The following is a 23,907-nucleotide window of genomic DNA, read 5'->3' as shown; positions in this document are numbered from 1 at the left end:
GATCCCACGTCGAGGTACATCATTCAGATGCGGGTGCGGCGTGGCTTCGCGCTGGCCTCACGGCTACGCCGGGTATTTTCCCGGGCAGCCAAACAGGCCAAAGCGACGGCCGCCGGTTGAGGAGGCCGTCGTGAACATGTCCGCCGCCGGCATTCCAGCAAACCGATTCATGACAATCGCCGAGGTTGCCGAGGCCCTGCGGGTGTCCAGAATGACCGTCTACCGCCTAGTGAACTCGCACGCCATCCACGCGGTGCGATTCGGGCGGTCATACCGCGTTCCGGAATCGGCTGTGGAATCCTACATCGAACACTCTGCAGTGGACGACGCCGAGCATCATCAGGAAGGTGCCGGAGGCTCAGGTAGTTGAAGTCCAACGTGACCGCGGGCCTGTCAAGATGTTCGTTCCGACGGAATCGCGTTCCACCGGCGGGCACTCGATCTTGACCACGCTACTGCCGGCAGGTTCATCGACGCCGAGGAGCAGGCGCACGCCAGCAGCGCCTAGTTCGTAGTGCGGCAGCGCGACAGTGGAGAGCGGTGGCCGCATGTGGGCGGCAATGACTTCCTGGTTGTCGAACCCCACAACGGCCATGTCCTCGGGAATCGACAACCCCTGCTGCTTCAGCCCGTCGTAGAGACCCATGGCCATACGGTCGTTGTAGCAGAAGACCGCCGTGACGTCCCGTTTGAGGAGCTCCTCGACGGCTTCGTATCCGCCCTCCTGATCTGGAAACGCGTCGAACACGAGGTGCGGGTCAAACGCGATCCCTGCAGATTCGAGCGCTTCCCGGTAGCCCTGGAGACGTCCGTCCTTAGCCGGGGCTGGGATCGTTGCGTTGATAAAGGCGATTCGTCGGTGCCCCTTTCGCAAGAGAATGTCGGTTGCTTCCCGTCCGCCATGGACTTCATCCGGGACCACAGCGAGGGCGTCGGAGTCCGGAGAGAAGCAGTTGACCAGCACGAAGTCCGTCTCGTGCAACGCGGCGGGGATCTCGGCCGGACGGTGGAACCAGGTGGAATACAGGATGCCCCGAACCTTGTGTTCGAGCATCATCGAGATAGCGTCCTTTTCCGCGGGCTCGTTGCCCTCGGTGTTGGCGACCAAGAGGACGAATCCGTGTTTCCAGGCTTCGTCCTGGGCGCCGTGGATGATCTGCCCTGCGAAGGGGGTCGTCGCGATCGCGTCAGCGACGAGGCCAATGAACCGTGAACTGCCACTCACCAGGTTCTTGGCGAGGGCATTCGGGCGATAGCCCAGTTCGCGGATGGTGTCCAGCACGCGCTTGCGGGTCCCGGCCCCGATCCTGGCGTCTTTCTTGTTGTTGACCACGAGGGAAACCGTGGCAACGGAAACTCCAGCCCCTTCCGCTACCTCCCGCATGGTGACCGGATGACTCGTCCTAGGAGTCATCGGTGGATGCAAGGGGTTAACCTCGGGTTCTGTCAAGCTTTCTTCAGACGTCATTGGCCCTCCATTTCACAGTCTATCCAGTGGCCGCGTCCTCATCCCTTCGTGGCCCCGCTCTCGAGGCCTTGGATCATCGCCTTGTTGAGGACGAGGAACACCAGCAGCAAAGGAGTGATGGTGATGCAGACAGCCGCAAACGTTGCAGTCCAATCGACCTTGCCCATTGCTCCGATGTAGTTCTGCAGCCCCAGCGGGATGGTCTTGAGTCCTTCGGAGAGAACGAACGTGTTCGCGAAGATGAAATCGTTCCAGATGAAGATGCTGTTTACCAGCACCACCGTCACTACGGTGTTGGTCGACAGCGGCAGGGTGATCAGTCCGAAGATGCGGTACGGACCTGCGCCGTCCAGCGAGGCTGCCTCATAGGTTTCCCTGGGGATGTATTCAAAGAATGACGAGAAAAGGTAGATCGACATGGGAAGCGCGAACCCGGCCAAGGGGATGATCATCGACTGGTAGGTGTCCAGCAGGTTCACGGACGAGTAGTCGATGAACAGCGGTACAAGTGCGATCTGCACCGGCACGATGATGCCGATCAGGAAAAGGCCGCGGACGAATTTGCTGAACCGGAATCCAAGGACCTGCAGCGCATATGCGGCCATCATCCCCAGCAGGACGATCAGCAGGTTGGCACCCATAGTGACGATGAAGCTGTTCAGGATGTTCTGGCCGAGGTTGCCGGTCTGGAACGCGCGGACGTAGTTGTCGAAGCTGATGGAGCTCGGCAGTGCGAAGGGATCACCGGTAGCGAAGTCGTGCTCGTTCCGCAGGCTCGTGAGGAACAGCCAGGCGAGGGGGTAGACCTGCACCACGACGATGAGGACGATCAGCGTCCTCGACAAGCTTCGGAAGACGTTTGGCTTGCGCCGTCGACGTCGCGGAGCCGGGCTGCTTGGTGGGGCAGGGATCGGCCTGGTAACCGGGGCTGTTTGCGCGGTCATGCGTCGGCCTTTCGTTTGAGCATGAGCAAGATGAGTCCGACGGCGACGAGGCATTCGATGACGATGAACACGGAGATGGTGCTGGCGTAGCCGAAGTCGGTGCTCGTGAACGCGGTTTTGTACATGTAGGTCGTCAGGAGTTCCGACGACTGGCCGGGGCCGCCGTTCGTCATGAGGTAGGGGATGTCGAATCCTCGGAGGCCGTAGGTTGTGGCCATGATGGTCGTGGTAATCCACACGGGCCGGATGTAAGGAAATCGGATTTTGGTGAACATTTGCCACTGGTTGGCGCCGTCGAGGCGCGCAGCTTCTTCAAGTTCCTGCGGGACGGCCAGCAGGGCCGCGTAGATGATGAGCATGTACAGGCCTGTGAACCGCCAGCCTTCGGGGCCTGACACTGCCGCGAGGACCGTGTTGACGTCGGAAAGCCAGGGCCGTTCCAGGCCGCCGAGACCGATCCAGCTGAGGACCTGGTTGAGCAGGCCCACTGGGTCGATTGAGTAGATGCGCACGAAGAGGAACGCGATGGCCACCGTCGAGATCACGGCCGGCAGCAGGTAGAGGGTCTTGATGATTCCGGCACCGCGGCGCAGCGAGGTGAGGAGACTGGCGACAAACAATGCACCGCCCAACTGCAAGACCAAGCAGATGGCGAGGTAGCCGAGGGCATTGATGAAGGAGTGCCAGAAGACACTGTCGCCGGTGAGCATGCGCACGTAGTTCGCGAAGCCCACGAACTCCATGTCACTGATGCCGTTCCAGGAGAAGAAGCTGAGGAACAGCGATTGCAGTATCGGGAACAGCACCGCGACGCCGTAGAGAAGCAGCGGCGGGAGCAGGAAGACCAGGACGGAGAGTCGTGATCGGTTGGGAAGCATGGGAGTGCCTTTCGGGTGGGGGCACGCGCCCCCCACCGCTTGGGGTTACTTGAAGAACTTAGGAGCATTCTGCGCGATGGTGCTATCCATCGTGCTGGTGAACTCGGCAGGCTTGATATTGCCTTGCGCCAAGAGCACGAGCTCTTGTTGCAGCCTGCTATTCGTCGTCGGATCCAACTGCGTGTCCCAAGGCATCGCGAGCTTCGACCCGAGATCCTTCGCCTGGTCGATTGCCTTCTTGTACAGTGGCGTGGCATTGGCCGGAATCGTCGTCTGGACGTTCGTCGTCGGCGAGAGGGCGCCCGTGGCCGCATACTCCGAGGGGTACTTGGCGAGGGCGAACTTCAGGAAGTCGCTCACCAGCGGGTCAAAGGTCTTTGAGTTGACCGCCATGCCGATCCCGGAGGTTGCCACGTACTCGTTGGTGGCCGTGGCGGAACTTGGCGTGGCCGGCAGCGTGAAGTAGTCGACGTCGTTACGCACCGCCGGATTCAGCTTGTCCGTCGCTAGGCTGGGCAGTTCCCAGGTGCCGATGTTGTACATGGCGGCCTTGCCGGAGGTGAACAGGTTCTGGGCGTCAGAGTAACCCTGGGACGAGAAGCCGTCCTGGAAGCATCCGGCCCCTCCGAGCTGGCTTATCCAGTTGACCGTCTTCTGGCCGGTGGCGTCGCTGAACTTCGCGTCGCCCTTCTTGAGCTTCTGGACGTAGTCGGGTCCGGCGTCGCGGAAGGGCTGGTACGAGACGTAGCGCTCGAGGGGCCACTGGTCCTGGCCGTCAAGGGCGAGCGGCGTGATGCCGGCCTTGCGCAAGGCAGTGCACATCGCGGGAATGTCGTCGAGTGATTTCGGCACTGAAATTCCTGCCTGCTGGAAAAGGGCCTTGTTGTACCAGAAGTACTCCAGCTCGAACTGGAACGGAATCATGTAGAGGGATCCGTCGTCGAAGCGCTGGTAATTCAGCGCGTTCGTCCGGTAGGAGTCGTAGACGCCAAGGTCTTTCAGCAGCTTCTCGCCGTCGACCATCGTGCCTTTCTTGGCGAGCTGCTGGGCGAAGGGAGTTGCGTCAGTGTCGAACAGCTCGGGAAGCTTGTTTGCAGCGGCGAGGGTCTCGTACTTCTGGATGTACGAGGGCCGGTCGGGGGTCGTGATCAGGTTGAGGGAAAAGCCGGGATGGGTCCGCGCATACTCATCGGCGATCTTTTTCATGATGTTGATGACTGCACCGTCAGCCGGCCGGGACAGAAGCCACGAGATTTGCCGCGGCTTGATTTCGCCGGTGGGGCTGACGTTGGCTGCGGGATTGCCGCCGCCGCTGCCACATGCGGCGAGGGCGAGGGTGACGGCCGCTGCTACGGCGGCCGTTCGCAAGAGTTTCTTCATGGGGGACAATCTCCTTCGATTTTGAACGGAAGTTTGGCGCTGGCTATTTAGTTGTCTGTGCGCTTACGTATCTCAAGTTCAGTGACGGTGACAGTGCCTTCACCGGCGAAAACGCCGATCCGGCCGTCGGGTAGCTCGTAGATCCGGGCGCTCAAGGCGACCTGCCCGTCGACGACGACGACGCAGAGGTCCCCGTCGACGACAAGTTCGAGGGTGTGCTCTCCCGGTGCGAGCTCGCAGGGGCGTTCCAACTCGATTTCGAAGGGGACATCCCCCGAGACGTGCCATTGCGCGTCGCCGTTGATTTCCCGGGGCCATCGGTCCAACACCATGCGGCTGCGTTTCGGTTCCAGGCGGATGATGTAGGACTCGTCCCCGTCCGCGCTTGAGCGGAGCAGCAGTCCGCACTCGGTTGTATCGGGTTCTATCTGCAGCACCGCCCGGGCGTAGAACTGCCGAGGGAGGACTTCATCGGACACGGTGGCCATGTACCCGTCGGGAGCGTGCAGAGCCACCGGAAGGGCGCTGCCGAAGGTTACCGGGATTTCATCCCAGAAGCTCTCGACAAGTTCGTCGGCGAAGGAAAACGCGAGGGTGCCGTCGCCGTTCTGGCGGGCCTCGAGGACGGACATGGTGCCCGCCCACTGCCAGGCACCGTCGTCGCGGTTGTCCTCTTTGCTGGCGATCCAGCCGAAGAAGAACCGGCGACCATCCCGCTCGGCGGTCTTCGAGGCATAGAAGGCGCGGCCGTCAACGCTGTCGCGTGCGGGCACGGTCCATGGTCCATCGGGACTTTTCGCCATGCGGTAGCGGGTAGTGAAGGACTCTGAGAATTCCGAGTAGACGAGGTACCACCAGTCGCCCCAGGCGAAAACCTCCGGGCATTCGTGCGTGATGTACCGGCGCGGATCCCAAAACGGCTCGGTGTGCTCCCAGTCCATCAGGTCCGGGGAGACGCATTGGGCGATCACTCCGCGACGGCGCTCCGGACCCTCTGTGTGCCGTGCGGCCAGCAGCATCCGCCACAAACCGCTTGCCTCGTCCTTGAAGACGAAAGGATCGCGCCAGTCGCCGGTTTCGTAGCCGGCCGGGGCGCCGAAGGTCAGCTCCGGATGCTTCACCCACGTCAGCATTCCGTCCGCGCTGGTGGCGTGCATGACAAGTTGCAACGGAGCTCCGTCAGAGCCGAGGTGCCGGGGATTCTGTCCCGTATAGAACAGGTGGTGAATTCCGGACTCGTCGCACACAACACTGCCCGTGTATGCATTGAAGTCCGCATCACCCTCCCCGCCATGGTGCAGCGATACCCCATGGTCCTCGAACTGCGTGAGGTCCTTGGTGGTCACAAGATTCCAAGACGTCCCCGGTTTGGGTTCGGTCCGTACCTCGTGCAGATAGAAGAGCCAGAACTCCCCGTCCTTCTGGAAAGGGATCAAGTCTCCAACCCATCCATCGGCGGGCTGGAAGAAGACTGAGCGAGTCATCGGCGTTGATGTCCATTTCTGCTAAAGCGTTTGATCAATGCAAGCGTAACCGACGTCACAATTTTGATCAAGCGTTTTAGCAGATTGTTTTAGCGCATGCCTAGGCACTGCTGGATCGACCTAGCGTTGCGTCGGTTTTCGCGCACGACGGCGGTTAGATCCCCGCGGTTAGGACGGCGCGCAGACCGCGCGGTTCCGCCCGAGGGACTTGGCTTGGTAGAGGGCTTTGTCGGCGGCCGCAATCATGTGGACCACCTCGGCGTCCACGAAGGTGCTGGGGGCGATGCCGTAGCTCACAGTGGGGAAAGTGATTCCGTCCGGCGTTTTTGCCGAGGCCAACCGGCGGCTGATTTCACCCGCAATGATTTCGGCACTCTCCATGTCAGCCCCGGGAAGCAGGATGGTGAATTCCTCTCCGCCATACCTCCCGACGAGGTCAGTGTGGCGGACCGAGGCCTGACATGCGGCGGCGAATGCCTGGATGGCGGTGTCGCCCGCGGCGTGGCCGTAGCTGTCGTTGAGGGCCTTGAAATGGTCCAGGTCGGCGAGGATCAAGGTGGAGACCGATCCCGCGGTGTGCAGCCTTTTGATTTCCTGGGCGGCCAACTCCATGAAGGCTGCGCGGTTGAGAAGCCCCGTCAGGCCGTCGCGGGTGGCACGTTCGTTGAGGCCGTTAATAAGCTGCTCGTTGCTCAACGCCGTCATGCTGAAAGACACGGTGACCAGCAGCACCATGGTGACCACGCTGGTGGTTCCCGAGCTGAGATAGGTGCCGAAGTCCGGCCCGTCGGGCCCTTCCACCACATAGGCGATCCCCCGGCCGAAAAAGAACGCGCCCAGGACTCCCGCGGCCAGCGCCAGGGACCGGCCGGCGCGTGAAACGGTGGGCTTCAACCGCCAAAGTTCAACTGTTGCCAAGGCCATGCCCATGGACATCATGGCCAAATACACCAAGCCGCCTGACCATTCGTTAGTGGCCGGATTCTCCAGCGTCGCGGCAACAGCAGTGGCGACGGGTCCTGCGAGGAGTTGCCACCGCGGCGTCGGAAGCAGCCTCAAAGAACGCGAGCCCGCCCACACACTGAATGCCCCGGCGACCAGCAAGGCATTGCCGAGGGGACCCGCCCAAATTTGCTGGGAGGTCCCGGTGAGCAGGTATGCCGTGTTTCCGGTGAGCAAGAAGACGAGGGCAAGGCACCACCAGCCGCTGTATGCAGAGCGGCTCCGGCGGAACGATCCGAAAAACAGCAGGCACAAAGTGAGCGCGACAACGCCCAGAGCTACCTTGAGACTGACCGGATCGAGACCCATATTTCGTTCCCCTCGTACGCCACACCAGCCTACGACATTCAGGGGTCGTTCGGCCCGGCAACCGCGGGTAACGAGGTTGCCGGGCCGAACGGGCGGGCGGGGTTAGCGGGCCTTAGCGGCGTTAGCGGGCGGACCAGCCCCCATCCATCGTGTAACTGGCCCCGGTGACCATGCCGGCGTCGTCGGACGCTATCCATGCGGCCAGCGACGCGACTTCCTCCGGCTCCACCAGTCGCTTCACCGCGGACTCCGTCAGCATGACCTTGGCCAGGACCTCGGATTCAGGGATCCCGTGCAGCAAGGCCTGGTCCGCGATCTGCCTTTCGACGAGGGGCGTGCGCACATACCCTGGATTAATGCAGTTGGAGGTGACCCCGTGCTGGCCGCCTTCGAGGGCTGTCACCTTGCTGAGCCCCTCGAGCCCGTGTTTGGCTGAGACGTACGCGCTCTTGAATTCGGACGCCCGCAGCCCGTGGACCGAGGAAATGTTGATGATCCGGCCGAATCCGTTGGCGTACATGTGCGGCAATGCGGCCCGGATTAGCAGGAACGGCGCTTCAAGCATGAGGGTCAGGATCCGGCGGAAGTCTTCCGGCTCGAACTCCTCAATTGGAGCGACTTTCTGGATGCCGGCGTTGTTGACCAGGATGTCGCAATCCAGGCTGAGTCCGGCCAGCGCCTCCGTGTCGAGCAAGTCGACGGCCCAGGCGGTGCCGCCGAGCCTATCGGCGAGCGCCGCAGCTCCGGCGGCGTCGACGTCGGCCACCACAACTTTCGCGCCCCTCGCGGCGAGGGCCGTGGCGCAGGCCGCCCCGATTCCGCCCGCCCCGCCGGTGACCAGGGCCTTGCGGCCTTCCAGGGTCATGCGCGGGCACCTGCTGTTGACAGGCCGTGGCGAACGGCGTCGGCGTCGTCAACGTCCTCGAGTGCCACCCCGCGGGTCTCCTTGAGTGTCAAGACGACGACGGCTGTGATGGCGCAAGCGATCACCAGGTAGATGGCGGTGGGCATCCAGGATCCGGTGTCCTTGAGCCATTGGGTCGCCAGCAGCGGGGCCAGCGAACCGGCGAAGATCGAGGTCACCTGCGAGCCAAGCGAGACGCCCGAGTAGCGCATGCGGGTGGGGAAGAGCTCGGTCATGATGGCCGGCTGCCCTGCGTACATGAAGGCGTGAAGGCACAGGCCGATGGTCACGGCGGCAACGATCACCACGGGGTTCTTGGTGTCGAACATGGGGAAGGCGAAGAACGGCCACGTGGCACCGGTTATGGCGCCGATCAGGTAGACGGGCTTGCGTCCCCAACTGTCCGCCAGCCTGCCGATTTGCGGTATGACGATGAAGTGGATGACGTGGGCAATCAGCAAGGCGAGCAATAGGGACGAGGTGTCGTATTTGTGCACGCTCTTGAGGTAGACGATGGAGAAGCTCACCACGAGGTAGTACATGATGTTCTCGGCGAACCGGAGTCCCATGGCCTGCAGGATGCCCTTGGGGTACTTGCGGATGACTTCGCCGACGCCGTAGCTGACGGCCTGCTCCTTCTCCACAAGGGCCTTCGCCTCAAGGAAGATCGGTGCCTCGGTCACATGGGTGCGGATGTAGTAACCCACGAAGACGATCACGGCGGAGAGCCAGAAAGCCACACGCCAGCCCCAGCCAAGGAAGGCCGCGCTGCTGAGCGTGGTGGACATGATGAACAGGACCAGCGTGGCGAGGAGGTTGCCGACCGGAACAGCGGCCTGCGGCCAGCTTGACCAGAAGCCACGCGACTTGCTGGGGCTGTGTTCTGCCACCAGCAGCACCGCGCCGCCCCATTCGCCACCCAGCGCGAAGCCTTGGATGAAGCGGAGTGCCACGAGCATGGCAGGCGCCCAGTAACCGAGGTCGGCGAAGCCGGGGAGGCAACCCATGAGGAAGGTGGAGATACCAACAATCACAATGGTGAGCTGCAAGGTGGGTTTACGGCCAAGCCTGTCGCCGATCTGGCCGAAGACGATGCCACCCAGGGGCCGGGCCACGAAGCCCACCGCGTATGTCAGGAATGCCTGGATGATGCCGTCAAGCTCGTTGCCGGTGGGCGGGAAGAAGTACTTGCCGAAAACCAGGGTTGCGGCGGTGGCGTAGAGGAAGAATTCGTACCATTCCACCACGGTGCCAACCATCGAGGCGGCGACAATCTTCTTGAGTCCTGAGCCTTTGCCTGCTGGGCCGTTGCCAGTTGCGCCTGTTGCCTTGCCTGTGGGGTTCCCGGCCGGCCGGTCGGCGCCTGCTGCGGAGCGTTGTCCTACGCTCATGTCCATCTCCTTAGTGTCCACGCTGACATGTGCTGTGATCCACAGCACGAAATGCTCCAATGAGTATTGCTGCACATCATCGGTGCTTCAATGGCCAAAATGGCACTAAGTGTGTGCAGAATTGCAGATATGAATCCGAATCCCGACGACCTGCTGGTCCTCCTCGCAGTATCGCGCTCAGGAAAGTTCACGACGGCGGCCCAAGCCTTGGGGCTGAACCACACCACCGTTTCCCGCAGGATCGCCGCGCTGGAGAAGGCCCTCGGCGGCCGGATCCTCGCGCGCGCCGCAGGGGGGTGGGAAGTCACGGAACTCGGCGCCGAAGCCGTGGGCGTGGCGGAGCGGATCGAAGCTGCGGTGGGCACGCTGGGACCGGAGGATCGCGCACCGGACCCCATTGCCGGCGTCGTACGCATGACCGCAACTGACGGTTTCAGCGCATACATCGCGGCACCGGCCGTGGCGCGCTTGCGGCGATCGCATCCCGGGCTCACTGTCGAGATCATCACAGTGACCCGCCGGGCACTCCAGCAGCGCTCCGGCCTCGACGTGGAGGTGGTGGTGGGCGAGCCGCAGGTGCACCGGGCGGAGGCACTGCTTCTGGGCGAGTACATGCTCGGGATGTATGCCTCGAGGGAGTACCTGGCTTTCCACGGCGTACCCTCAACCGTGGAGGAGTTGACGCAGCACCAGCTGGTTTACTTCGTGGATTCCATGCTTCAAGTGGACGATCTCGACGCCCCTCGCAGGCTGGTCCCGTCGATGCGCGACGGCCTGAGTTCCACCAATGTCTTCGTCCATGTGGAGGCGACGCGGGCCGGGGCCGGCATCGGCTTCCTGCCGTGTTTCATGGCGGACCGGCACCCGGACCTGGTCCGGCTTCTGCCCTCGGACTTCGCGGAGCTACTCCCCTACTGGATGGTCCTGCGGCCGGACTCGATGCGCCGCCCGGCTGTCGCCGCCGTCGTGCACGCCCTCCAGGAGGAGACGGCCGCGCACCGGGAACTGCTGCTGGCGCGCCGCTAGCGGGCATCGGCGGGGCGCGGACCCTCGCTCACATGTGAGCCCTTCCAGCCAGACGCTCGCTCACATATGAGCCCAAATGGAGGAACCCTCCTTCAGATTGATCTGCAGGAGGATTCGTCGTTTGGCCCCAAGATCTGCAGGAGGATCGGCCGAAAGGGCCCCAAAGGTGAGCGAGCGTCAGGCGGCAGGCAAGGGGTCGTGCCGGACGTGTGCGCCGACGGCGAAGGCCCGGACCCGGGCATCGTCCCAGATGTGCGCGGGAACTGCGCCGCCCAAGAGTTTGCGGGCGAGCTGCGGATCGTCACCGAAGCGCTCGTGGCTGCCGGCCATGATCATGTTGCCGTACCGACGTCCCTTGAGCATCGCTGGGTCGGCGATGATCATGGTGTGCTCGAAGGTGTCCGCGATGGTGGCGGCGTCCTCGCGGGCGTTATTGAGGTCCGGGGCATCTCCGGAATTCACGATATAGAGCCCGCCCGGAGCGAGCACCCTCTGTGCATGGTCGTTGAATTCCCGGGTTGTGAGCGCCCTCGGGGTGAGGGCGCCGGCAAAGACATCCCGGATGATGAGGTCTCGAGTGTCCGGGGTGAGGCTCTCGGTGACCTCCCTCGCTTCACCCACGCGGATTCGAAGCAACGGGGCCTTGGGGAGATCGAACCAGCCGCGCACGTATTCAGCGAGCTTGCCGTCGAGCTCCACCACCACTTGGCGCGCGTCCGGATAGGCGGCGTGGAAGTACCGCGCCAGGGAACAGGCCCCGCCGCCTAGATGCAAGGCACGCAGCTTCGGTTTCGACTCGGGGGGCCATTTGGATTCGACCAAAGCCGCGATCCAGCGCATGTACTCGAAGTCCAGGAACAACGGCTCTGCAACATCAATGTGCGAACTCATAACCCCGTTGATCTTGAGGAGCCAGCCGTTGGAGTTGTCAGGGTCGGCAACGAGTTCGCAGTCGCCGGTATCGATGTAATAGACGCCCTCCACGGGACCGTCCGGCTTAGTGCCGGCAGGCACCTCGATGACTCCGGCAACCCGCCCGGCGCCCCTGCTTTTGCCCCGCTTTGCCACTACAGCCGCCCTCTTCCGGTCATGCTTCAACCCTAATTGACGCGGCTGACTTTGCGGTCAGCCCCCGACGGCGGGACGCACCATCCGGATCTCCGGCAGTTCGTGCCAATCCGGCGGCAAGAGCTGGCGCGTGCCGTCAGCTTGGAACCCGTTCTTGCGGTAGAAGGCCTGGGCCCGAGGGTTGTCTTCAAGCACCCAAAGGTAGGCGGGAGCGTTGCCGATCACGGCGTCCACCAGCGCCTGCCCCACACCCAAACCGTAAGCGCGACGCAGGGTGTAGATCATCTGCAGTTCCAGTTCGCAGGGCCGGTCCTCATCCCGGGCCTGACCAGCAGAGGCTATACCCACCAAAGCGCCTTCGGCGTCGAGGGCGAGCGTCGGCTTGTAGGAGCCTGCCAAAGCTTCCCGCTGCCTCTCGATCCGGGCGTTGATGGTGGCTTCCCGGAAGGCGAAGAACTCCTCGGGCAGGAGACGGCGGTAGCTTTCGCGCCAGGCAGCCAAATGCATGCGCGTCAGGGACTCAGCATCGTCCACTGTGGCGGGACGAAGGGTAAATTCCATGGGCACAGCCTAGCGTTACACCACCCGGGCTATCGCGAACCCGTCCCAGCCCTTGGTGCCGACCGTTTGGATGGCAGTCGCGTCGAGGCGTGGATCGCCGCCCATCATCTCCAAGGCGTCAACGATGCCCGGGGCGTTCACCTCGTCCATTGACGGATCCAGGATGGCGCCTTCCCAGATGACGTTGTCCATCACGATCACCGTGCCCGGCCGCCCGAGCCGAATGGCCCAGTCCAGGTAGTTGGAATCGTTCTCCTTGTCCGCATCAATGAAGACAAAGTCGAAGGGCTGATGGCGTGCAGGATCTTCAGCCAGAGCGGCAAGCGTCTCCAACGCCGGGCCGATCCTGATATCCACTTTGTGGCCGATCCCGGCCATGTCCACGTTGGCACGGGCCACCCTGGCGTGTTCCGGCAGGTATTCGCACGTGACCAGGCGGCCGTCGTCGGGCAGTCCCTGGGCCATCCAAATCGCGCTGAACCCGGCCAGAGTACCGATTTCCAGCACGCGCCGGGCCCCGGACATCTGCACAAGCATCTTGAGCAGCTTGCCGGCGTTGGGCGCCACCTCGATGGGCGGCATCCCGGCGTCGACGGCGGATTGGACCGCGTGCGTGAGCGCCGCGTTTGGGCGGACGACGGCGGCGGACAAGTATTCCTCGACGGCTACCCAAGCGGGCTGGGCCTTGTGTTCAAGCATGGCCCCAGTCTGGCACCGGGTCACGGTGGAGGGAAGGAGTGCGGGGCACCCGCCTGAACCCACGGGCCGGCAGGGGAGCCCTACTCCCCTTTGGCGATGGCGCTTTCCAGCCGCTCGACTTTGCCTGTGAGCTCCCCCGTGTAGCCGGGGCGGATGTCCGCCTTGATCACCAGGGAGACCCTGTTTCCGTATTTGCCCACGGCCTCGGTGGCGCGCTTCACGACGTCGAACACCTCGTCCCACTCGCCTTCGATGGTGGTGAACATCGAGTCCGTCTGGTTGGGGAGTCCCGATTCGCGGACGATCTTCACGGCCTCGGCAACGGCGTCGTGCACCGAGCCATCAACCGATACGGTGCCAGCAGCAGGCTGGCCGGACGGGGCAACTGAGAAGGCAAGCAACATGAATCCAGTCTTTCACAGGCAAGAATGTCACAAAACTATTGGGAGCCCCACCGTTGCTACTGTGAGCAGCATGGACCGGCCCTTAGAACGCAAGCCACTCAGAGCTGATGCTGCACGCAATGTGGACAAGATCATCACGGCTGCGCGCCAGTGCTTCCGCGAACTAGGCCCCGAGGTTCCGCTGCAGACGATCGCCACAACCGCAGGTGTTGGCCCGGCTACCCTGTTCCGGAACTTCGCTGACAAAGAACAACTCGTCCTGGCCGCACTTTCGCGGCAGCTCAGACTGACTGTGGATCCCGTCGTGGAAGACGCCCTCGCGGGCATGGATGCCGCCGTCGGGCTCATCCGGGTGATCGACGCAGTAGTGCAGGTTGCCAGCGAAGACGCGAACCTGCTTGGCGCGGTCGCCGGCCGTCGAGGGCTCCTGGTTGGTATCACTGGTGGTTTGATCGATTCGATGGCTGAGCTGCTTGCGCGTGGCCAGGGCCAGGGTTCGCTGCGCCGGGATATCTCGATCGAGGATATGGTCCGCCTTGTTGCCATGCTGATCGGTGCTGTGGACACCATGGAGCCGGGATCCCGCGCATGGGAACGGCCGGTTGCCCTCCTTGAGGACGCCATCCGCACCGAACGCCCGTCGCGCCCCCTGCCGCCTCAAACTCCCATCCCGGGAATGACCTTCCAGGAACCAGCGCACGACGACGGCGCGCACCACAGCAGCGACCGTTAGGAACGCCGGGTGGCGGGTCCCCGCCGTCGCGCTCGCCAAAAACCCCAATCAGCGCCAGCCGAGCAGCCGCAGGCAGGCTGCCGCCGCTGATCCGACGATGACCACCACGAGGAACGGCGCGCGGAGCCATAGTGCAATAGCCCCGGCAACCAGGGCGCCGAGCCGCGCGTCGAATGCGAGGGACTGCCCCGACGCCACCGCGTTGACCACCGTCAGGGACGCCAGCAGGCCGATAGTCATGGTGCCCGCCACTCGCATCATCCGGGGACTCCGAAGCAGCTTCGCCGGCACGAAATAGCCCGAGAGCTTGGTGAGGTACGCCAGTCCGCAGGCGATCAGTATCCAGGGCCAGAGGTTCATTCGGCGTTCCTTTCCTTGCTGTCCTGGTCCGCCTGGTCCGCGCGTGAACGCTCGTGCGGGTAGGGATCGACGTCGGGCTCCATGCCTTCATCGCTGCGTCCGTGACTGAACCAGCCGATTGCTCCGGCCACGACGGCGGCCACCAAAATAGGCACGCCGGCCGGAACGAACGGCACCGCAATGATGGTTGCCAGAGCAGCAGCTGCGGCAATCGCCCACGGCTCACGGCCTTTGAGCCGTGGCCATAGCAACCCCAGAAACGCAGCGACCGCGGCGCCATCGAGCCCCCACTGCTTGGGGTCGCCCAAGGCATCACCTGCCAAAGCTCCGACGGCCGTGAAAATGTTCCACAGCACGAAGATGCCGACTCCGGCGGTCCAGAATCCACGGCGTTGTTCATCCGGATCGCTTTGGCCTGAAGCTGTGGCCGTGGATTCATCGATGGTGATGTGGGCTTGCGGGTATTTGAGCCAACCGCCGGGGCGCAACAAGGCGTTCATCTGCATGCCGTAGATGCCGTTGCGCAGGCCTAGTAGCGCGGCCGCAGTCATGGCCGCAATCCCGGAGCCGCCGCCGGCCACGACGCCTATGAAGGCGAATTGCGAGCCGCCACTGAACATGAGCAGGCTGAATGCCATGGTCTGCCAGAAATTGAATCCTGAGGCCGAGGCCAACGCTCCGAACGAGATGCCATAGAGGCCCGTTGCGATGCTGATGGAGAGGCCCACCTTCACCGCCGGGGATTCAAGGAGTTTCATACGCCCCGCTTTACTCCGGCCAAGCTCCGTGCCCACAGAATCAGCGGAAGCTGCAAGGGCAGGCGAAGTGTGTGAATCCGCCGCTCGGACGCGGTCCCTTCGGGAGAGTACGCGCGGCGGAGCGCGTCCACATGGCCGGCCAGGAACGCCGTGAACATCAGCGTGGTGCCCCGGGCTGCAGCCTTGCGTGTGGCAGGAATAAGGAGCCCGACGGCGGCGGCCGCCTCGAGCAGTCCGCTCACCGCGATCCATTCCTCCCGGGACATGACCGCCAAAGCGCCGTTCCGTGGTGTGGGTTCCTTGGAATTGGGTTCGCCGTGCTCGGCTGCAAAATCCTCACGGCATAGGTAGTCCGGGACCACCGGAGAGAAAAACCTCGGCTCCTGGAAGTGCTTCTTGGCACTCGCGAACAATAGTGCGCTCAGGGCCGCCGCGGAGATTGTCTGGGTTGTCCGGGCGGACCATGAAAAAGGCATGTATTCATGCAACCACAGGCCCGCCCGGCACGATAAACGGAACGGCGCCGCGCACTGAACCAGCAAACTTCACAAGTGTTCAGAGTATTGAACTCAGTTCAGCATAGTGTTAGCTTCTCTTGGTGGCCTTTATCCGGCAATGTCCACCGCCACAAGCCCGGCCGCCGGCCAGGACAATCGGCCCGGCAAGTGGGTCCGGCTGAAATTCAACGAGGAGTTCCATGCGCATCGCCCGACTACAGACCCCTTCCGGCCCCAGGCACGCAGTCCTGCGCAACGGAATCTGGGATCACATCGAAGATCCTTTTGCCAAGACCCTTGCTTACACCGGGGAATCCAGTTCTGCCGACGGGGCCGTTCTCTTGGCTCCGGTCCGGCCTTCCGTAGTGCTTGGAATCGGGCACAACTTGGGGAACAACAACCACGTGCTGCCCATCCAGGCTTGGCACAAGTCTGTCCACAGCATCGCCGGCCCCGGTGACGACATTGTTGCCGCACGCGGCGCAGGCACGGTGAATGTTGAAGGCGAACTGGCTGCCGTCATCGGAAAGCGGGCGGAGAAGCTCACAGCCGAGAACGCATTGAGCCACATCCTCGGATACACCGTGGTTAACGACGTCACCAACGTGGACCAGAACCAGATCGACGAAAAACTGTTCCAGGGCAAGTCCGGCCCCAATTACACACCGCTGGGGCCGTGGATCGAGACCGACGTCGAGGATCCGGACAACGTCGGCACCGAGGTAGTGGTCAACGGCGAAGTCAAGGCCCGCTCCGGTTCCTTCAACCTGCCGTCCTCCATCACGGACTGCCTTGTCTACGTCACTGAATGGCTGACCCTGGAGCCCGGCGACATCATCATGACGGGGGCACCGAACACTTTCGTGGCTGTGCAGCCCGGCGACAGGGTGGACATCACGCTGGGCGGCATCGGAACCCTCAGCAACACGGTCATCTGACTGGCAGTTGTTGTCGTTATGAGGCTTCATAACGACAACAACTGCCAGTTAGTTGGGCCTTAAAGCTGGGCGAGGACCTGCGCCGGCTTGTTGGTAGTGATCTCGTGGATTCCCAGGCCTTGGCAGAGGGCAACATCGTTTTCCGAATCAACGGTCCACACCCGGAAGCGTCGGCCTGATTCCAGCCAACGCTGAACGGTGCGGGCGTGTTTACGGACGTAGTCGATACCCGGGCCGGCCAGTCCGACTTCGCAGTCATCCAGGATCCGTTCGCCTTCCTGTTGGGCCGCCTTCATGACGTTGGCCACAGCTCCCCCGGTGATGACGCCCAAGCCAAGTTCATCGCGGACTTCTTCCACGGTGACGTCATCCACCAGCTGGCAAATGTGCTCCGCGGGAACGAACTGGAGCAAGTGCTTGACGGAATCCGGGCTGAAACTCATGAAGGAAACCTGGATGTTGTCCAGCATGGACGTCTCCGCGTTCCACCCTTCACTGCCCAGAAGCTCCAGCACGCGGTCTTCAAGCTTGAGCTGGTATGGGCTGGGGTGCTTGAGCTCAATGGCCAGGCCGATGTCCCTGCCGGCGCCGCGCAGGATCTCCAGCAATTCAGCGAGCGTCAGCAGTTGCTCCGACTTTGCGCCATACTGCTCCGGGATACGGGCGCCCTTCCAGGAGGAGAAGTCGAGTTGGCGCAGCTCCTCGAGCGTCTTTTCAGCCACCGGGCCTGTTCCGTCCGAGGTGCGGTCCAGATTTGCATCGTGGAGCAGGACAACGTGCTGGTCCCGGGTCAGGTGGACATCGCACTCGACCCCGTCGGCGCCGTCGGCGATTGCCTTCAGGTACGCGGCACGTGTGTGCTCCGCGAACGCGGCACTGGCTCCGCGGTGGGCGTAGACCATGGGACGCTGGTTTTGCTCCGTGCTTTGGTCTGGGCGACCAGACTTGTCATTCGTCATGGGGACACGGTAGCCCACGCCGATAGCAGCCACGGGGCTACGCTGGGCACATGCAGGTGAACTCTGAACAAATCCCGGTGACAGACAGCGCCCTCCCGGGAGAGGCCCCGCGGCACGCAGGCGCCAAGACCGCTTCAACGATTGCCACCGGCGTCGGGCAACGGAACGGTGACGCCGAAAAGGCGGCTGCCTTGCGTCGGATGAAGTCCGTGGCGCTGGCGCTCCTGATCGTCATGGCGGTAGTTTTCACAGCCGCTTTCGCCTTGCAAAAGCAGTATCCGTGGATGGAATATGTGCGGGCGGCTGCCGAGGGCGGCATGGTGGGAGCTTTGGCCGACTGGTTCGCAGTCACTGCGCTGTTCAAGTACCCCATGGGCCTCAAAATCCCGCACACAGCCATCATTCCTCGGCGCAAGGACCAGATCGGCGCCTCGCTCGGGGAGTTCGTGGAGACAAATTTCCTGTCCGAACAGGTGGTCCAGGAGAAGCTTGCGAGCGTGGACATCGCGCGGAAAGCCGGTACATGGCTCGCATCCCCGGGCGGCGCCGAGCGCGTCGCCAAGGAGGGTTCAGCGCTGATCCGAGGCGCGTTCACCGTGCTGAACGACGACGACGTCCAGGCAGTAATCGAGGGCATGGTCCGCAAGCACCTGCTCACTCCGCCGTGGGGACCGCCCGTGGGCCGGATGGCCGAGCGGATCTTTGCCGACGGCCACCACCACAAGCTCGTCGATCTGCTGGTTGACCGCGCGGCGGATTGGGTGGAAGCGAACCACTCCACGGTGAACCGGCTCGTGTCCGACCGTTCTCCCCTCTGGGTTCCGTCTTTCGTGGACGACATTGTGGGCGGCAGGGTCTACAACGAGATCTCAAAGTTCGTCCGGGCAGTGCAGCAGGATCCGGACCATCAAGTTCGCCAATCGATCGACACCTATCTCAACGATCTCGCCCAGGATTTGCAACACGATCCGGCAATGATCGCCCGGGCCGAGGGCATCAAAACCCAGATCCTTGGCGATCCAGAGGTCCGCGAACTTGCCTCCCGCACGTGGGACACGATCAAGAATGCGCTGCTCACCGCCGTCGACGATCCCGACAGCGAGCTGACACAGCGTTTCAAGAGCGCCGTGCGGGACTTCGGTTCGCGGCTTGTGAGCGACGACGAACTGGCGGGCAAGGTCAATGCCTGGATCGGTGATGCTGCCGGGTACCTCGTGAACACGTACCGCTCGGACATCGCCGGGGTCATCACGGACACCGTGGCGCGCTGGGATGCCGAGGAAACGTCGCAAAAGATCGAGCTCCAGGTCGGCAAGGACCTGCAGTACATCCGCATCAACGGCACCGTGGTTGGATCATTGGCGGGGCTCGCGATCTTCACCGTGGCGCACCTGGTATTCGGCTGACACGGCGCCCGCGACCGGGAAGGGACATGCCCACCCCTAGCGGCAAGCGATGGACATAACCCCAATATGTCCACTCCACGTACCCAGCAAGGGACATGTCCCACGCGGAGCGGGCACGAGGAAGGGACATGTCCACTTTTGAGTGGCTCGGAGGCGCATGTCCAGGGGAGAGGGACCCTCAGCCGAGGAACCGGATCCGCTGGCCCGGGCGGGCTTGGCCCAACAAGTCCAGGTCCGTGCGGCGCACCACGGCGATGACGGGGTAGCCGCCCGTCACGGGGTGATCGGCCAGGAATACCGTGGGAAGGCCCGACGGCGGGACCTGCAGCGCACCGAGGACCATGCCTTCGCTGGGCAGTTCCTCGTGCCGGGTCTGGGTGAGGGGACGGCCCACCAGTCGGGCGCCGATCCTGTTGGAATCAGGCGACAGGATCCAGTCCTGACTGACGAGGCGGGGCCAGGAGTCGTGGTCGAACCAGTCTGCACGGGGGCCGCGGTCCACGCGGGCGGTGATGGCGCGCCCGGGATCGGGAGCGCGGCGGATAGCGGGGTGGGCGGCTACGTTGATGAGAGGCCAAGCGCCCGTACTGAAACCCGAACCGTTGCCCACCGAAACACGGCCTATCCCCAACTGCTCCCCCGATTTCAGCGGCGCCGGGCCTTCGCCGGAGAGCATGTCCGTGCTGCTTGAACCGAGGAGTTTGGGTGCATCGATCCCGCCCTGCACAGCCAGGTAGTATCGCAGCCCGAACAGCGGAACCCCGAAATCCAGCACCGCGCCCGGAGCCACCCGGGCGGCTTGGTTGAGCGGAATCTCGGCACCATTGAGTGTCACGATTCCCTCGGCACCTGTCACCGCAACAGTCGACGCGGTCACGAATCGCAAGCGCAGCCCGCCCAGCAATATTTCCAGCCCGGCCGCGTCCACAGGATTTCCCACCAGCAGATTGGCGAGGCGAAGAGATTGCCCGTCCAAGGCACCGGAAGGGCTCAGCCCCAACGAGGCCCAGCCCTGCCTGCCGAGGTCTTCCACCAAGGTAAGCGGGCCGGGGTTCACCACCACAATCGCCATCAGGCCTCCACGAACCGCACCACGTCGCCCGGCCGGATCAGCGCGGGGTCCGCTTTGGACGCATCCCACAGTGCCGCCGTCGTGGTTCCGATCAGCTGCCAGCCGCCCGGCGAAGATCGTGGGTAGACGCCGCTGAACTCGCCCGCAAGACCAACAGCGCCGGCCGGCACAGCGGTGCGCGGGGTGTTCCGACGCGGGACGCGGAGCCGCTCATGCGTCGTGACCAGGTACACGAAGCCGGGCGCAAAGCCGGAAAAGGCAGCCGTCCATTCCGAGGACGTGTGAAGTTTGACCACCTCGGCCTCGCTCATGCCGAGGAATTGCGCCGTTTCGGCAAGGTCGGGGCCTCCGTAGGACACCTCGATGGTCACTTCCCCGCCCAAGCTGACGGAGTCGCGTGCCGGCTCGGCGGATTCCAGCCAGTCGCGGACCTCTGCGGGACGGATCGCCCCGGGATCGAAGGTGACCAGGACGGTTCGGGCCGCGGGCACGACGTCGATGATCCCCCGCGGTAGGGAAAGGCTCGCGGCCGCGCTGGCCCCGGTCAGCCCGCGGTAGTACGCGACGACGGCATTGAGGTCCGGCAGTTCCACCAAGAATGCGCTGTCCCCGCAGGGCAAAAGGGCCCGGACGCCGGCGCCGCTCGAACCAGCACCGGGCAAACCGGCGCCGGGAGAACCGACGCCCAGAACCTCAGGCGAAGGATTCAATCTCCACACCAGCTTCCTCAAGGCCGGCGCGCACCGCCGCAGCGAGCTCAACAGCACCAGGGGTATCGCCATGGATGCACAGCGAGTCCGGCTTCACCCGCACCACGGTGCCGTCCACGGCCAGCACTTCGCCCCGCACGGCAAAGCGCACGGCCCGCTCAACTACAGCGGCGGCGTCGTGCACCATTGCGCCTTCCTGCGAGCGCGGCACCAGGGTGCCGTCCGGCATATACCCGCGGTCTACGAAAGCCTCCCGGAACACCGGATGGCCGGATTCTTCGGCGAGGCGCAGGAACGCGGAACCCGGCAGGCCAACGACGGGAAGCCCGGGATCGTAGGCGTGGACGGCGGCAACTACGGCTTCTGCCTGCTCCACGTCGTGGACGATCCTGTTGTAAAGGGCGCCGTGCGGTTTCACGTAGTCCACGGAGGCGCCCACCGCGTGGGCCATGCCGTCCAAGGCACCGAGCTGGTAGAGGACGTCGCCGAAGAGCTCATCGAAGGACATGTCCATAGCACGGCGGCCGAAGCCGTGCAGGTCCCGGTAGCCCACATGGGCGCCGACCCGGACGTCGAGCTCGAAGGCCGCACGGCAGCTGTCCAGCATGGTCACCGGGTCGCCGGCATGGAAGCCGCAAGCGACATTGGCGCTACTGACAATCCGGAACATCGGGGCGTCGTTCCCCATGGTCCAGGAGCCGAACGACTCCCCCGAATCAGCGTTGAGATCCACTATTTCCGCCTTCCAGCGCGTTCTGGCGGGCGGCTGGGAGCAGTTCGCCCGGGATGATGTCCGGCATGGGACCGAATGCTTCCCTCGCCGCGGCCGCCACCGCACGCCCCATGATGCGGTTCCCGACTCCGCCCACCACGGCCCCCACGCCGAAAGGCAGCGCGCGGCCGAGGAAAGCGGCGCCCTGGCGCTTGACGAGCCTCTTGAGGAAGGCGCGCTGGATGGCATCGCGAATGACGCCGAATCCTCCGCCGGGCAGATTCTTGGTGAGCGTGTTGCCCCAGGCGTGCGTCACGCCTTTGCCCTTGCCAAGCGATTGTCCGCTCAGCGCGCCCAGCAGGGCGGTGCCTTCTTCGCCGAGCATGATGGCCATGACCATGGTTCGTGCACGGTCCGGATCGGTCAGGCGGATGCCGTGCAGTTCGGCCAGGGAAGCGGCGTAAAGCGCGGTGCCTTCCAGGAAGCCGATAGTGGCCACCGCGGACAGGCCCAGCGAGGCTGCCGTACCGATGCCGGGCACGACGGCGGTCGCCCCGACGGCGGCACCCCCGCCAGTGACTGCGGCGAGGTAGTCACGCTCCAGTTTGGCGGCCAGTTGCGCCGCGGTGGCCTGCGGGTGTTTGCGCTGCAGTCGGCGCAGGTTCGCCAGGACAAGGGGACGCTGCACCTCGACGGCGCGAAGTAGCACATTGTGGACACCGGGCTTGGCATTGCCGCTGGCGTCGAACATGGCGTTGTGGGCCGTTTCCTGCGCAATCTTTACTGCCGGGTTGGGTCGCTTGGCCATTCTTCACCTCTGCATTCAGCCGTTGGATTCGTTCGGTAGTTCCTTGCCCTAGCCTAGGCCACACTCCCCATCCCCGGCGTAGACTTTAAGGCGTTCGCGGGAACAGTCCAACGAAGGACAGGAAGCATCCGGAATGAACAAGGCAGCAGATCCCAACGACGTCCGCCATCACAGTGACGCCCCTGCCGAAGGGGAAACGGAGGGTTGGGTGTCACACGATACCGGCCTTCATAGCCAGGAACCCGCCGAAGGGCCGGATACCGACGACGCCCCGGCGTAGCCGCGTTCAGCCCGCGAAATCCGGGGCGCAATATGGTTTCGCGCGGAGTGCTCGTCTCTCCGGGGGATACCCAACCGGGGCAATTGTTGGCGCGCGTCCTCGAGGAACTGCGCGCTTTGGAGAAGCACGACGCCGCGAGCTTCCGCACCGTCCGCCGCAGGGTTTCCGCGGAAATCGCGACGATGGACGCGCCCGTCGTCTTCAGTCTCGCCGAAGGGCTTGTTCAAGCAGGCTTTGACTGGGAGGGCTGGGAGTTCATCAATGCCCACCGGGCGGCTTTTGCGGCCCTCACACCGTCCCGACTGCAAGAGCTGGGAGGAGGCATCGCTTCCTGGGGCCAGGCCGATGCCTTCGCGACCATCCTTGTGGGTCCCGGGTGGCGCGAAGGGCTCATCTCGGACTCCGACGTCGACGGCTGGGCACGGAGCCCGGACCACTGGTGGCGTCGTATTGCCCTTGTTTCCACCACCGTGCTCAACACCAGGTCGCGGTGGGGAACCGGCGATACGCAACGCACGCTCGCCGTCGTCGGCATCTTGATTCACGATCGCGACGACACAGTGGTCAAGGCAGTCAGCTGGGCGTTGCGGTCCTTGGTGCCGTGGGATCCGCGCGCCGTCCGGACCTTCCTGGAATCGCATGAGACCGAGCTCGCCGCCCGAGTGAAGCGCGAGGTGCGGACCAAGCTCGAAACCGGACTGAAATCGCGCCGACGAAGCGTTCACGGCTCCGATCTTTCCAAATGAAGCATCCACTGTTCTTGGGAGTGGCGGGCATGCATATAGCCTTCATCTGTTTGCCCGCAGCGGGCCATGTGAACCCGACGTTGCCGGTGGTTGCCGAGTTGGTTCGCAGAGGCCACCGGGTCACCTATGCCACGTCGGCGAAGTACGCGGATGCCGTTGAATCTGCCGGCGCCGTCTTCTTCCCCAGTGGAGAAGATCTTGCAAAGTTCCTCCCCCAACGCCTAGTAAGACAACCACGTTTATTGGCACATCAATAAGCAACCGGCGGCCCATGGTCCGCTCGTCCTCACCGCTATTTGAAACTCTCCCGGCTCCACGACGGGCTTGCTTTCGGGCTCAATCGTCAGGAAGCCAAGATCTCACTAGACGCACAGATTGACAGTCGCGAAAATGAAACAGTCTCCTCTCAT

Annotated in this window: 27 protein-coding genes; 7 read left to right on the top strand and 20 right to left on the bottom strand. The window is 63.6% G+C overall.

Annotated elements, in window-relative coordinates; all coding sequences use genetic code 11:
* The first annotated feature begins 136 nt into the window (after positions 1-136).
* Entirely contained in the window at positions 137-370 is a 234-nt protein-coding gene (locus OOZ51_RS16050; protein ID WP_265980838.1) for a helix-turn-helix domain-containing protein, read from the top strand.
* Here OOZ51_RS16050 and OOZ51_RS16045 read toward each other — a convergent pair.
* From OOZ51_RS16045 to OOZ51_RS16010, 8 genes are all read right to left on the bottom strand, one after another.
* A complete protein-coding gene (locus OOZ51_RS16045) occupies positions 359-1,384 on the bottom strand; it encodes a LacI family DNA-binding transcriptional regulator (RefSeq protein WP_416346393.1) in 1,026 nt (341 codons plus the stop codon). The genes OOZ51_RS16050 and OOZ51_RS16045 overlap by 12 nt on opposite strands.
* Before the next feature lie 122 nt (positions 1,385-1,506).
* On the bottom strand, positions 1,507-2,412 hold the full coding sequence (locus OOZ51_RS16040; protein WP_265980775.1) for a carbohydrate ABC transporter permease: 906 nt from the start codon (positions 2,410-2,412) through the stop codon (positions 1,507-1,509).
* Positions 2,409-3,290: a carbohydrate ABC transporter permease gene (locus OOZ51_RS16035; RefSeq protein WP_265980774.1), complete on the bottom strand. Its 882-nt coding sequence runs from the start codon at positions 3,288-3,290 to the stop codon at positions 2,409-2,411. The genes OOZ51_RS16040 and OOZ51_RS16035 overlap by 4 nt, the downstream gene beginning before the upstream one ends.
* Positions 3,291-3,335: 45 nt before the next feature.
* On the bottom strand, positions 3,336-4,670 hold the full coding sequence (locus OOZ51_RS16030) for an ABC transporter substrate-binding protein (RefSeq protein ID WP_265980773.1): 1,335 nt from the start codon (positions 4,668-4,670) through the stop codon (positions 3,336-3,338).
* 47 nt (positions 4,671-4,717) lie between these two features.
* Positions 4,718-6,154: a GH32 C-terminal domain-containing protein gene (locus OOZ51_RS16025; protein WP_265980772.1), complete on the bottom strand. Its 1,437-nt coding sequence runs from the start codon at positions 6,152-6,154 to the stop codon at positions 4,718-4,720.
* 168 nt (positions 6,155-6,322) lie between these two features.
* Positions 6,323-7,465: a GGDEF domain-containing protein gene (locus OOZ51_RS16020; protein ID WP_265980771.1), complete on the bottom strand. Its 1,143-nt coding sequence runs from the start codon at positions 7,463-7,465 to the stop codon at positions 6,323-6,325.
* Positions 7,466-7,586: 121 nt separating this feature from the next.
* Positions 7,587-8,330, bottom strand: a complete 744-nt coding sequence (locus OOZ51_RS16015) for a 3-hydroxybutyrate dehydrogenase (protein ID WP_265980770.1) — start codon at positions 8,328-8,330, stop codon at positions 7,587-7,589.
* Positions 8,327-9,760, bottom strand: a complete 1,434-nt coding sequence (locus OOZ51_RS16010; protein ID WP_323054773.1) for an MFS transporter — start codon at positions 9,758-9,760, stop codon at positions 8,327-8,329. The genes OOZ51_RS16015 and OOZ51_RS16010 overlap by 4 nt, the downstream gene beginning before the upstream one ends.
* A gap of 129 nt (positions 9,761-9,889) precedes the next feature.
* Here OOZ51_RS16010 and OOZ51_RS16005 point away from each other — a divergent pair, with 129 nt between their 5' ends.
* The gene (locus tag OOZ51_RS16005; RefSeq protein ID WP_265980769.1) at positions 9,890-10,786 is read left to right on the top strand and encodes a LysR family transcriptional regulator; all 897 of its coding nucleotides are present in this window, start codon (positions 9,890-9,892) and stop codon (positions 10,784-10,786) included.
* Positions 10,787-10,963: 177 nt separating this feature from the next.
* Here the strand turns inward: OOZ51_RS16005 and OOZ51_RS16000 are convergent, their stop codons facing one another.
* From OOZ51_RS16000 to OOZ51_RS15985, 4 genes are all read right to left on the bottom strand, one after another.
* Positions 10,964-11,854, bottom strand: coding sequence for a spermidine synthase (locus tag OOZ51_RS16000; RefSeq protein ID WP_265980768.1), 891 nt, complete (start codon positions 11,852-11,854; stop codon positions 10,964-10,966).
* Positions 11,855-11,911: 57 nt separating this feature from the next.
* Positions 11,912-12,415, bottom strand: coding sequence for a GNAT family N-acetyltransferase (locus tag OOZ51_RS15995; protein ID WP_265980767.1), 504 nt, complete (start codon positions 12,413-12,415; stop codon positions 11,912-11,914).
* 15 nt (positions 12,416-12,430) lie between these two features.
* The gene (locus tag OOZ51_RS15990) at positions 12,431-13,114 is read right to left on the bottom strand and encodes an O-methyltransferase (RefSeq protein WP_265980766.1); all 684 of its coding nucleotides are present in this window, start codon (positions 13,112-13,114) and stop codon (positions 12,431-12,433) included.
* Positions 13,115-13,194: 80 nt separating this feature from the next.
* Complete coding sequence (locus tag OOZ51_RS15985; protein ID WP_265980765.1) at positions 13,195-13,518, bottom strand: thiamine-binding protein; 324 nt, start codon at positions 13,516-13,518, stop codon at positions 13,195-13,197.
* Between the two features lie 70 nt (positions 13,519-13,588).
* Between OOZ51_RS15985 and OOZ51_RS15980 the strand changes: the two genes are divergently transcribed.
* A complete protein-coding gene (locus OOZ51_RS15980; protein WP_265980835.1) occupies positions 13,589-14,251 on the top strand; it encodes a TetR/AcrR family transcriptional regulator in 663 nt (220 codons plus the stop codon).
* Between the two features lie 48 nt (positions 14,252-14,299).
* Here OOZ51_RS15980 and OOZ51_RS15975 read toward each other — a convergent pair whose 3' ends face one another.
* From OOZ51_RS15975 to OOZ51_RS15965, 3 genes are read right to left on the bottom strand one after another with little or no spacing between them, the layout of a single operon-like run.
* Positions 14,300-14,611 (bottom strand): AzlD domain-containing protein, encoded by a 312-nt coding sequence (locus OOZ51_RS15975; RefSeq protein ID WP_265980764.1) that lies wholly within the window; start codon positions 14,609-14,611, stop codon positions 14,300-14,302.
* Positions 14,608-15,369, bottom strand: a complete 762-nt coding sequence (locus tag OOZ51_RS15970; protein ID WP_265980763.1) for an AzlC family ABC transporter permease — start codon at positions 15,367-15,369, stop codon at positions 14,608-14,610. The genes OOZ51_RS15975 and OOZ51_RS15970 overlap by 4 nt, the downstream gene beginning before the upstream one ends.
* On the bottom strand, positions 15,366-15,845 hold the full coding sequence (locus tag OOZ51_RS15965; RefSeq protein WP_265980762.1) for a DoxX family protein: 480 nt from the start codon (positions 15,843-15,845) through the stop codon (positions 15,366-15,368). Before OOZ51_RS15965 ends, OOZ51_RS15970 begins: the two co-directional genes overlap by 4 nt.
* Before the next feature lie 221 nt (positions 15,846-16,066).
* Between OOZ51_RS15965 and OOZ51_RS15960 the strand changes: the two genes are divergently transcribed.
* The gene (locus OOZ51_RS15960) at positions 16,067-16,804 is read left to right on the top strand and encodes a fumarylacetoacetate hydrolase family protein (RefSeq protein ID WP_265980761.1); all 738 of its coding nucleotides are present in this window, start codon (positions 16,067-16,069) and stop codon (positions 16,802-16,804) included.
* 59 nt (positions 16,805-16,863) lie between these two features.
* Here OOZ51_RS15960 and OOZ51_RS15955 read toward each other — a convergent pair whose 3' ends face one another.
* The gene (locus OOZ51_RS15955; protein WP_416346398.1) at positions 16,864-17,763 is read right to left on the bottom strand and encodes a glycerophosphodiester phosphodiesterase; all 900 of its coding nucleotides are present in this window, start codon (positions 17,761-17,763) and stop codon (positions 16,864-16,866) included.
* A gap of 200 nt (positions 17,764-17,963) precedes the next feature.
* On the opposite strand from OOZ51_RS15955, the gene OOZ51_RS15950 reads away from it, so the two are divergent.
* The gene (locus tag OOZ51_RS15950) at positions 17,964-19,169 is read left to right on the top strand and encodes a DUF445 domain-containing protein (RefSeq protein WP_265980833.1); all 1,206 of its coding nucleotides are present in this window, start codon (positions 17,964-17,966) and stop codon (positions 19,167-19,169) included.
* A 178-nt stretch (positions 19,170-19,347) separates the two neighbouring features.
* On the opposite strand, the gene OOZ51_RS15945 is transcribed toward OOZ51_RS15950, so the two are convergent.
* Genes OOZ51_RS15945 through OOZ51_RS15930 form a run of 4 tightly spaced genes read right to left on the bottom strand, consistent with a single transcriptional unit; the run spans position 19,348 to position 22,471 of the window.
* On the bottom strand, positions 19,348-20,241 hold the full coding sequence (locus tag OOZ51_RS15945) for a 5-oxoprolinase subunit C family protein (protein WP_265980760.1): 894 nt from the start codon (positions 20,239-20,241) through the stop codon (positions 19,348-19,350).
* Positions 20,241-20,951: a 5-oxoprolinase subunit PxpB gene (gene pxpB, locus OOZ51_RS15940; RefSeq protein ID WP_323054772.1), complete on the bottom strand. Its 711-nt coding sequence runs from the start codon at positions 20,949-20,951 to the stop codon at positions 20,241-20,243. Before pxpB ends, OOZ51_RS15945 begins: the two co-directional genes overlap by 1 nt.
* Positions 20,935-21,684 (bottom strand): LamB/YcsF family protein, encoded by a 750-nt coding sequence (locus OOZ51_RS15935; protein ID WP_265980759.1) that lies wholly within the window; start codon positions 21,682-21,684, stop codon positions 20,935-20,937. The genes pxpB and OOZ51_RS15935 overlap by 17 nt, the downstream gene beginning before the upstream one ends.
* Positions 21,668-22,471, bottom strand: coding sequence for a hypothetical protein (locus tag OOZ51_RS15930; RefSeq protein ID WP_265980758.1), 804 nt, complete (start codon positions 22,469-22,471; stop codon positions 21,668-21,670). The genes OOZ51_RS15935 and OOZ51_RS15930 overlap by 17 nt, the downstream gene beginning before the upstream one ends.
* Positions 22,472-22,604: 133 nt before the next feature.
* Here OOZ51_RS15930 and OOZ51_RS15925 point away from each other — a divergent pair, with 133 nt between their 5' ends.
* Together OOZ51_RS15925 and OOZ51_RS15920 are read left to right on the top strand one after the other, a co-directional pair.
* Positions 22,605-22,751, top strand: coding sequence for a hypothetical protein (locus tag OOZ51_RS15925; protein WP_265980757.1), 147 nt, complete (start codon positions 22,605-22,607; stop codon positions 22,749-22,751).
* 32 nt (positions 22,752-22,783) lie between these two features.
* Positions 22,784-23,497 (top strand): DNA alkylation repair protein, encoded by a 714-nt coding sequence (locus tag OOZ51_RS15920; protein WP_265980756.1) that lies wholly within the window; start codon positions 22,784-22,786, stop codon positions 23,495-23,497.
* The last annotated feature ends 410 nt before the right edge of the window (positions 23,498-23,907 follow it).

The sequence above is a fragment of the Arthrobacter rhizophilus genome, from assembly GCF_026241105.1.
In the GTDB taxonomy this organism is placed as follows: domain Bacteria; phylum Actinomycetota; class Actinomycetes; order Actinomycetales; family Micrococcaceae; genus Arthrobacter.
The sequence above is the reverse complement of the archived record's forward strand: the minus strand, read 5'-3'. Positions and strand labels throughout refer to the sequence as shown.

What these genes read in the sequence shown, in the direction of transcription:
- OOZ51_RS16050 (WP_265980838.1), top strand. Translation starts at nt 137, where the DNA reads ATGTCCGCCGCCGGCATTCCAGCAAACCGATTCATGACAATCGCCGAG.
- OOZ51_RS16045 (WP_416346393.1), bottom strand. Translation starts at nt 1,384, where the DNA reads ATGCGGGAGGTAGCGGAAGGGGCTGGAGTTTCCGTTGCCACGGTTTCC.
- OOZ51_RS16040 (WP_265980775.1), bottom strand. Translation starts at nt 2,412, where the DNA reads ATGACCGCGCAAACAGCCCCGGTTACCAGGCCGATCCCTGCCCCACCA.
- OOZ51_RS16035 (WP_265980774.1), bottom strand. Translation starts at nt 3,290, where the DNA reads ATGCTTCCCAACCGATCACGACTCTCCGTCCTGGTCTTCCTGCTCCCG.
- OOZ51_RS16030 (WP_265980773.1), bottom strand. Translation starts at nt 4,670, where the DNA reads ATGAAGAAACTCTTGCGAACGGCCGCCGTAGCAGCGGCCGTCACCCTC.
- OOZ51_RS16025 (WP_265980772.1), bottom strand. Translation starts at nt 6,154, where the DNA reads ATGACTCGCTCAGTCTTCTTCCAGCCCGCCGATGGATGGGTTGGAGAC.
- OOZ51_RS16020 (WP_265980771.1), bottom strand. Translation starts at nt 7,465, where the DNA reads ATGGGTCTCGATCCGGTCAGTCTCAAGGTAGCTCTGGGCGTTGTCGCG.
- OOZ51_RS16015 (WP_265980770.1), bottom strand. Translation starts at nt 8,330, where the DNA reads ATGACCCTGGAAGGCCGCAAGGCCCTGGTCACCGGCGGGGCGGGCGGA.
- OOZ51_RS16010 (WP_323054773.1), bottom strand. Translation starts at nt 9,760, where the DNA reads ATGAGCGTAGGACAACGCTCCGCAGCAGGCGCCGACCGGCCGGCCGGG.
- OOZ51_RS16005 (WP_265980769.1), top strand. Translation starts at nt 9,890, where the DNA reads ATGAATCCGAATCCCGACGACCTGCTGGTCCTCCTCGCAGTATCGCGC.
- OOZ51_RS15995 (WP_265980767.1), bottom strand. Translation starts at nt 12,415, where the DNA reads ATGGAATTTACCCTTCGTCCCGCCACAGTGGACGATGCTGAGTCCCTG.
- OOZ51_RS15990 (WP_265980766.1), bottom strand. Translation starts at nt 13,114, where the DNA reads ATGCTTGAACACAAGGCCCAGCCCGCTTGGGTAGCCGTCGAGGAATAC.
- OOZ51_RS15985 (WP_265980765.1), bottom strand. Translation starts at nt 13,518, where the DNA reads ATGTTGCTTGCCTTCTCAGTTGCCCCGTCCGGCCAGCCTGCTGCTGGC.
- OOZ51_RS15980 (WP_265980835.1), top strand. Translation starts at nt 13,589, where the DNA reads ATGGACCGGCCCTTAGAACGCAAGCCACTCAGAGCTGATGCTGCACGC.
- OOZ51_RS15975 (WP_265980764.1), bottom strand. Translation starts at nt 14,611, where the DNA reads ATGAACCTCTGGCCCTGGATACTGATCGCCTGCGGACTGGCGTACCTC.
- OOZ51_RS15970 (WP_265980763.1), bottom strand. Translation starts at nt 15,369, where the DNA reads ATGAAACTCCTTGAATCCCCGGCGGTGAAGGTGGGCCTCTCCATCAGC.
- OOZ51_RS15965 (WP_265980762.1), bottom strand. Translation starts at nt 15,845, where the DNA reads ATGCCTTTTTCATGGTCCGCCCGGACAACCCAGACAATCTCCGCGGCG.
- OOZ51_RS15960 (WP_265980761.1), top strand. Translation starts at nt 16,067, where the DNA reads ATGCGCATCGCCCGACTACAGACCCCTTCCGGCCCCAGGCACGCAGTC.
- OOZ51_RS15955 (WP_416346398.1), bottom strand. Translation starts at nt 17,763, where the DNA reads ATGACGAATGACAAGTCTGGTCGCCCAGACCAAAGCACGGAGCAAAAC.
- OOZ51_RS15950 (WP_265980833.1), top strand. Translation starts at nt 17,964, where the DNA reads ATGAAGTCCGTGGCGCTGGCGCTCCTGATCGTCATGGCGGTAGTTTTC.
- OOZ51_RS15945 (WP_265980760.1), bottom strand. Translation starts at nt 20,241, where the DNA reads ATGGCGATTGTGGTGGTGAACCCCGGCCCGCTTACCTTGGTGGAAGAC.
- OOZ51_RS15930 (WP_265980758.1), bottom strand. Translation starts at nt 22,471, where the DNA reads ATGGCCAAGCGACCCAACCCGGCAGTAAAGATTGCGCAGGAAACGGCC.
- OOZ51_RS15925 (WP_265980757.1), top strand. Translation starts at nt 22,605, where the DNA reads ATGAACAAGGCAGCAGATCCCAACGACGTCCGCCATCACAGTGACGCC.
- OOZ51_RS15920 (WP_265980756.1), top strand. Translation starts at nt 22,784, where the DNA reads ATGGTTTCGCGCGGAGTGCTCGTCTCTCCGGGGGATACCCAACCGGGG.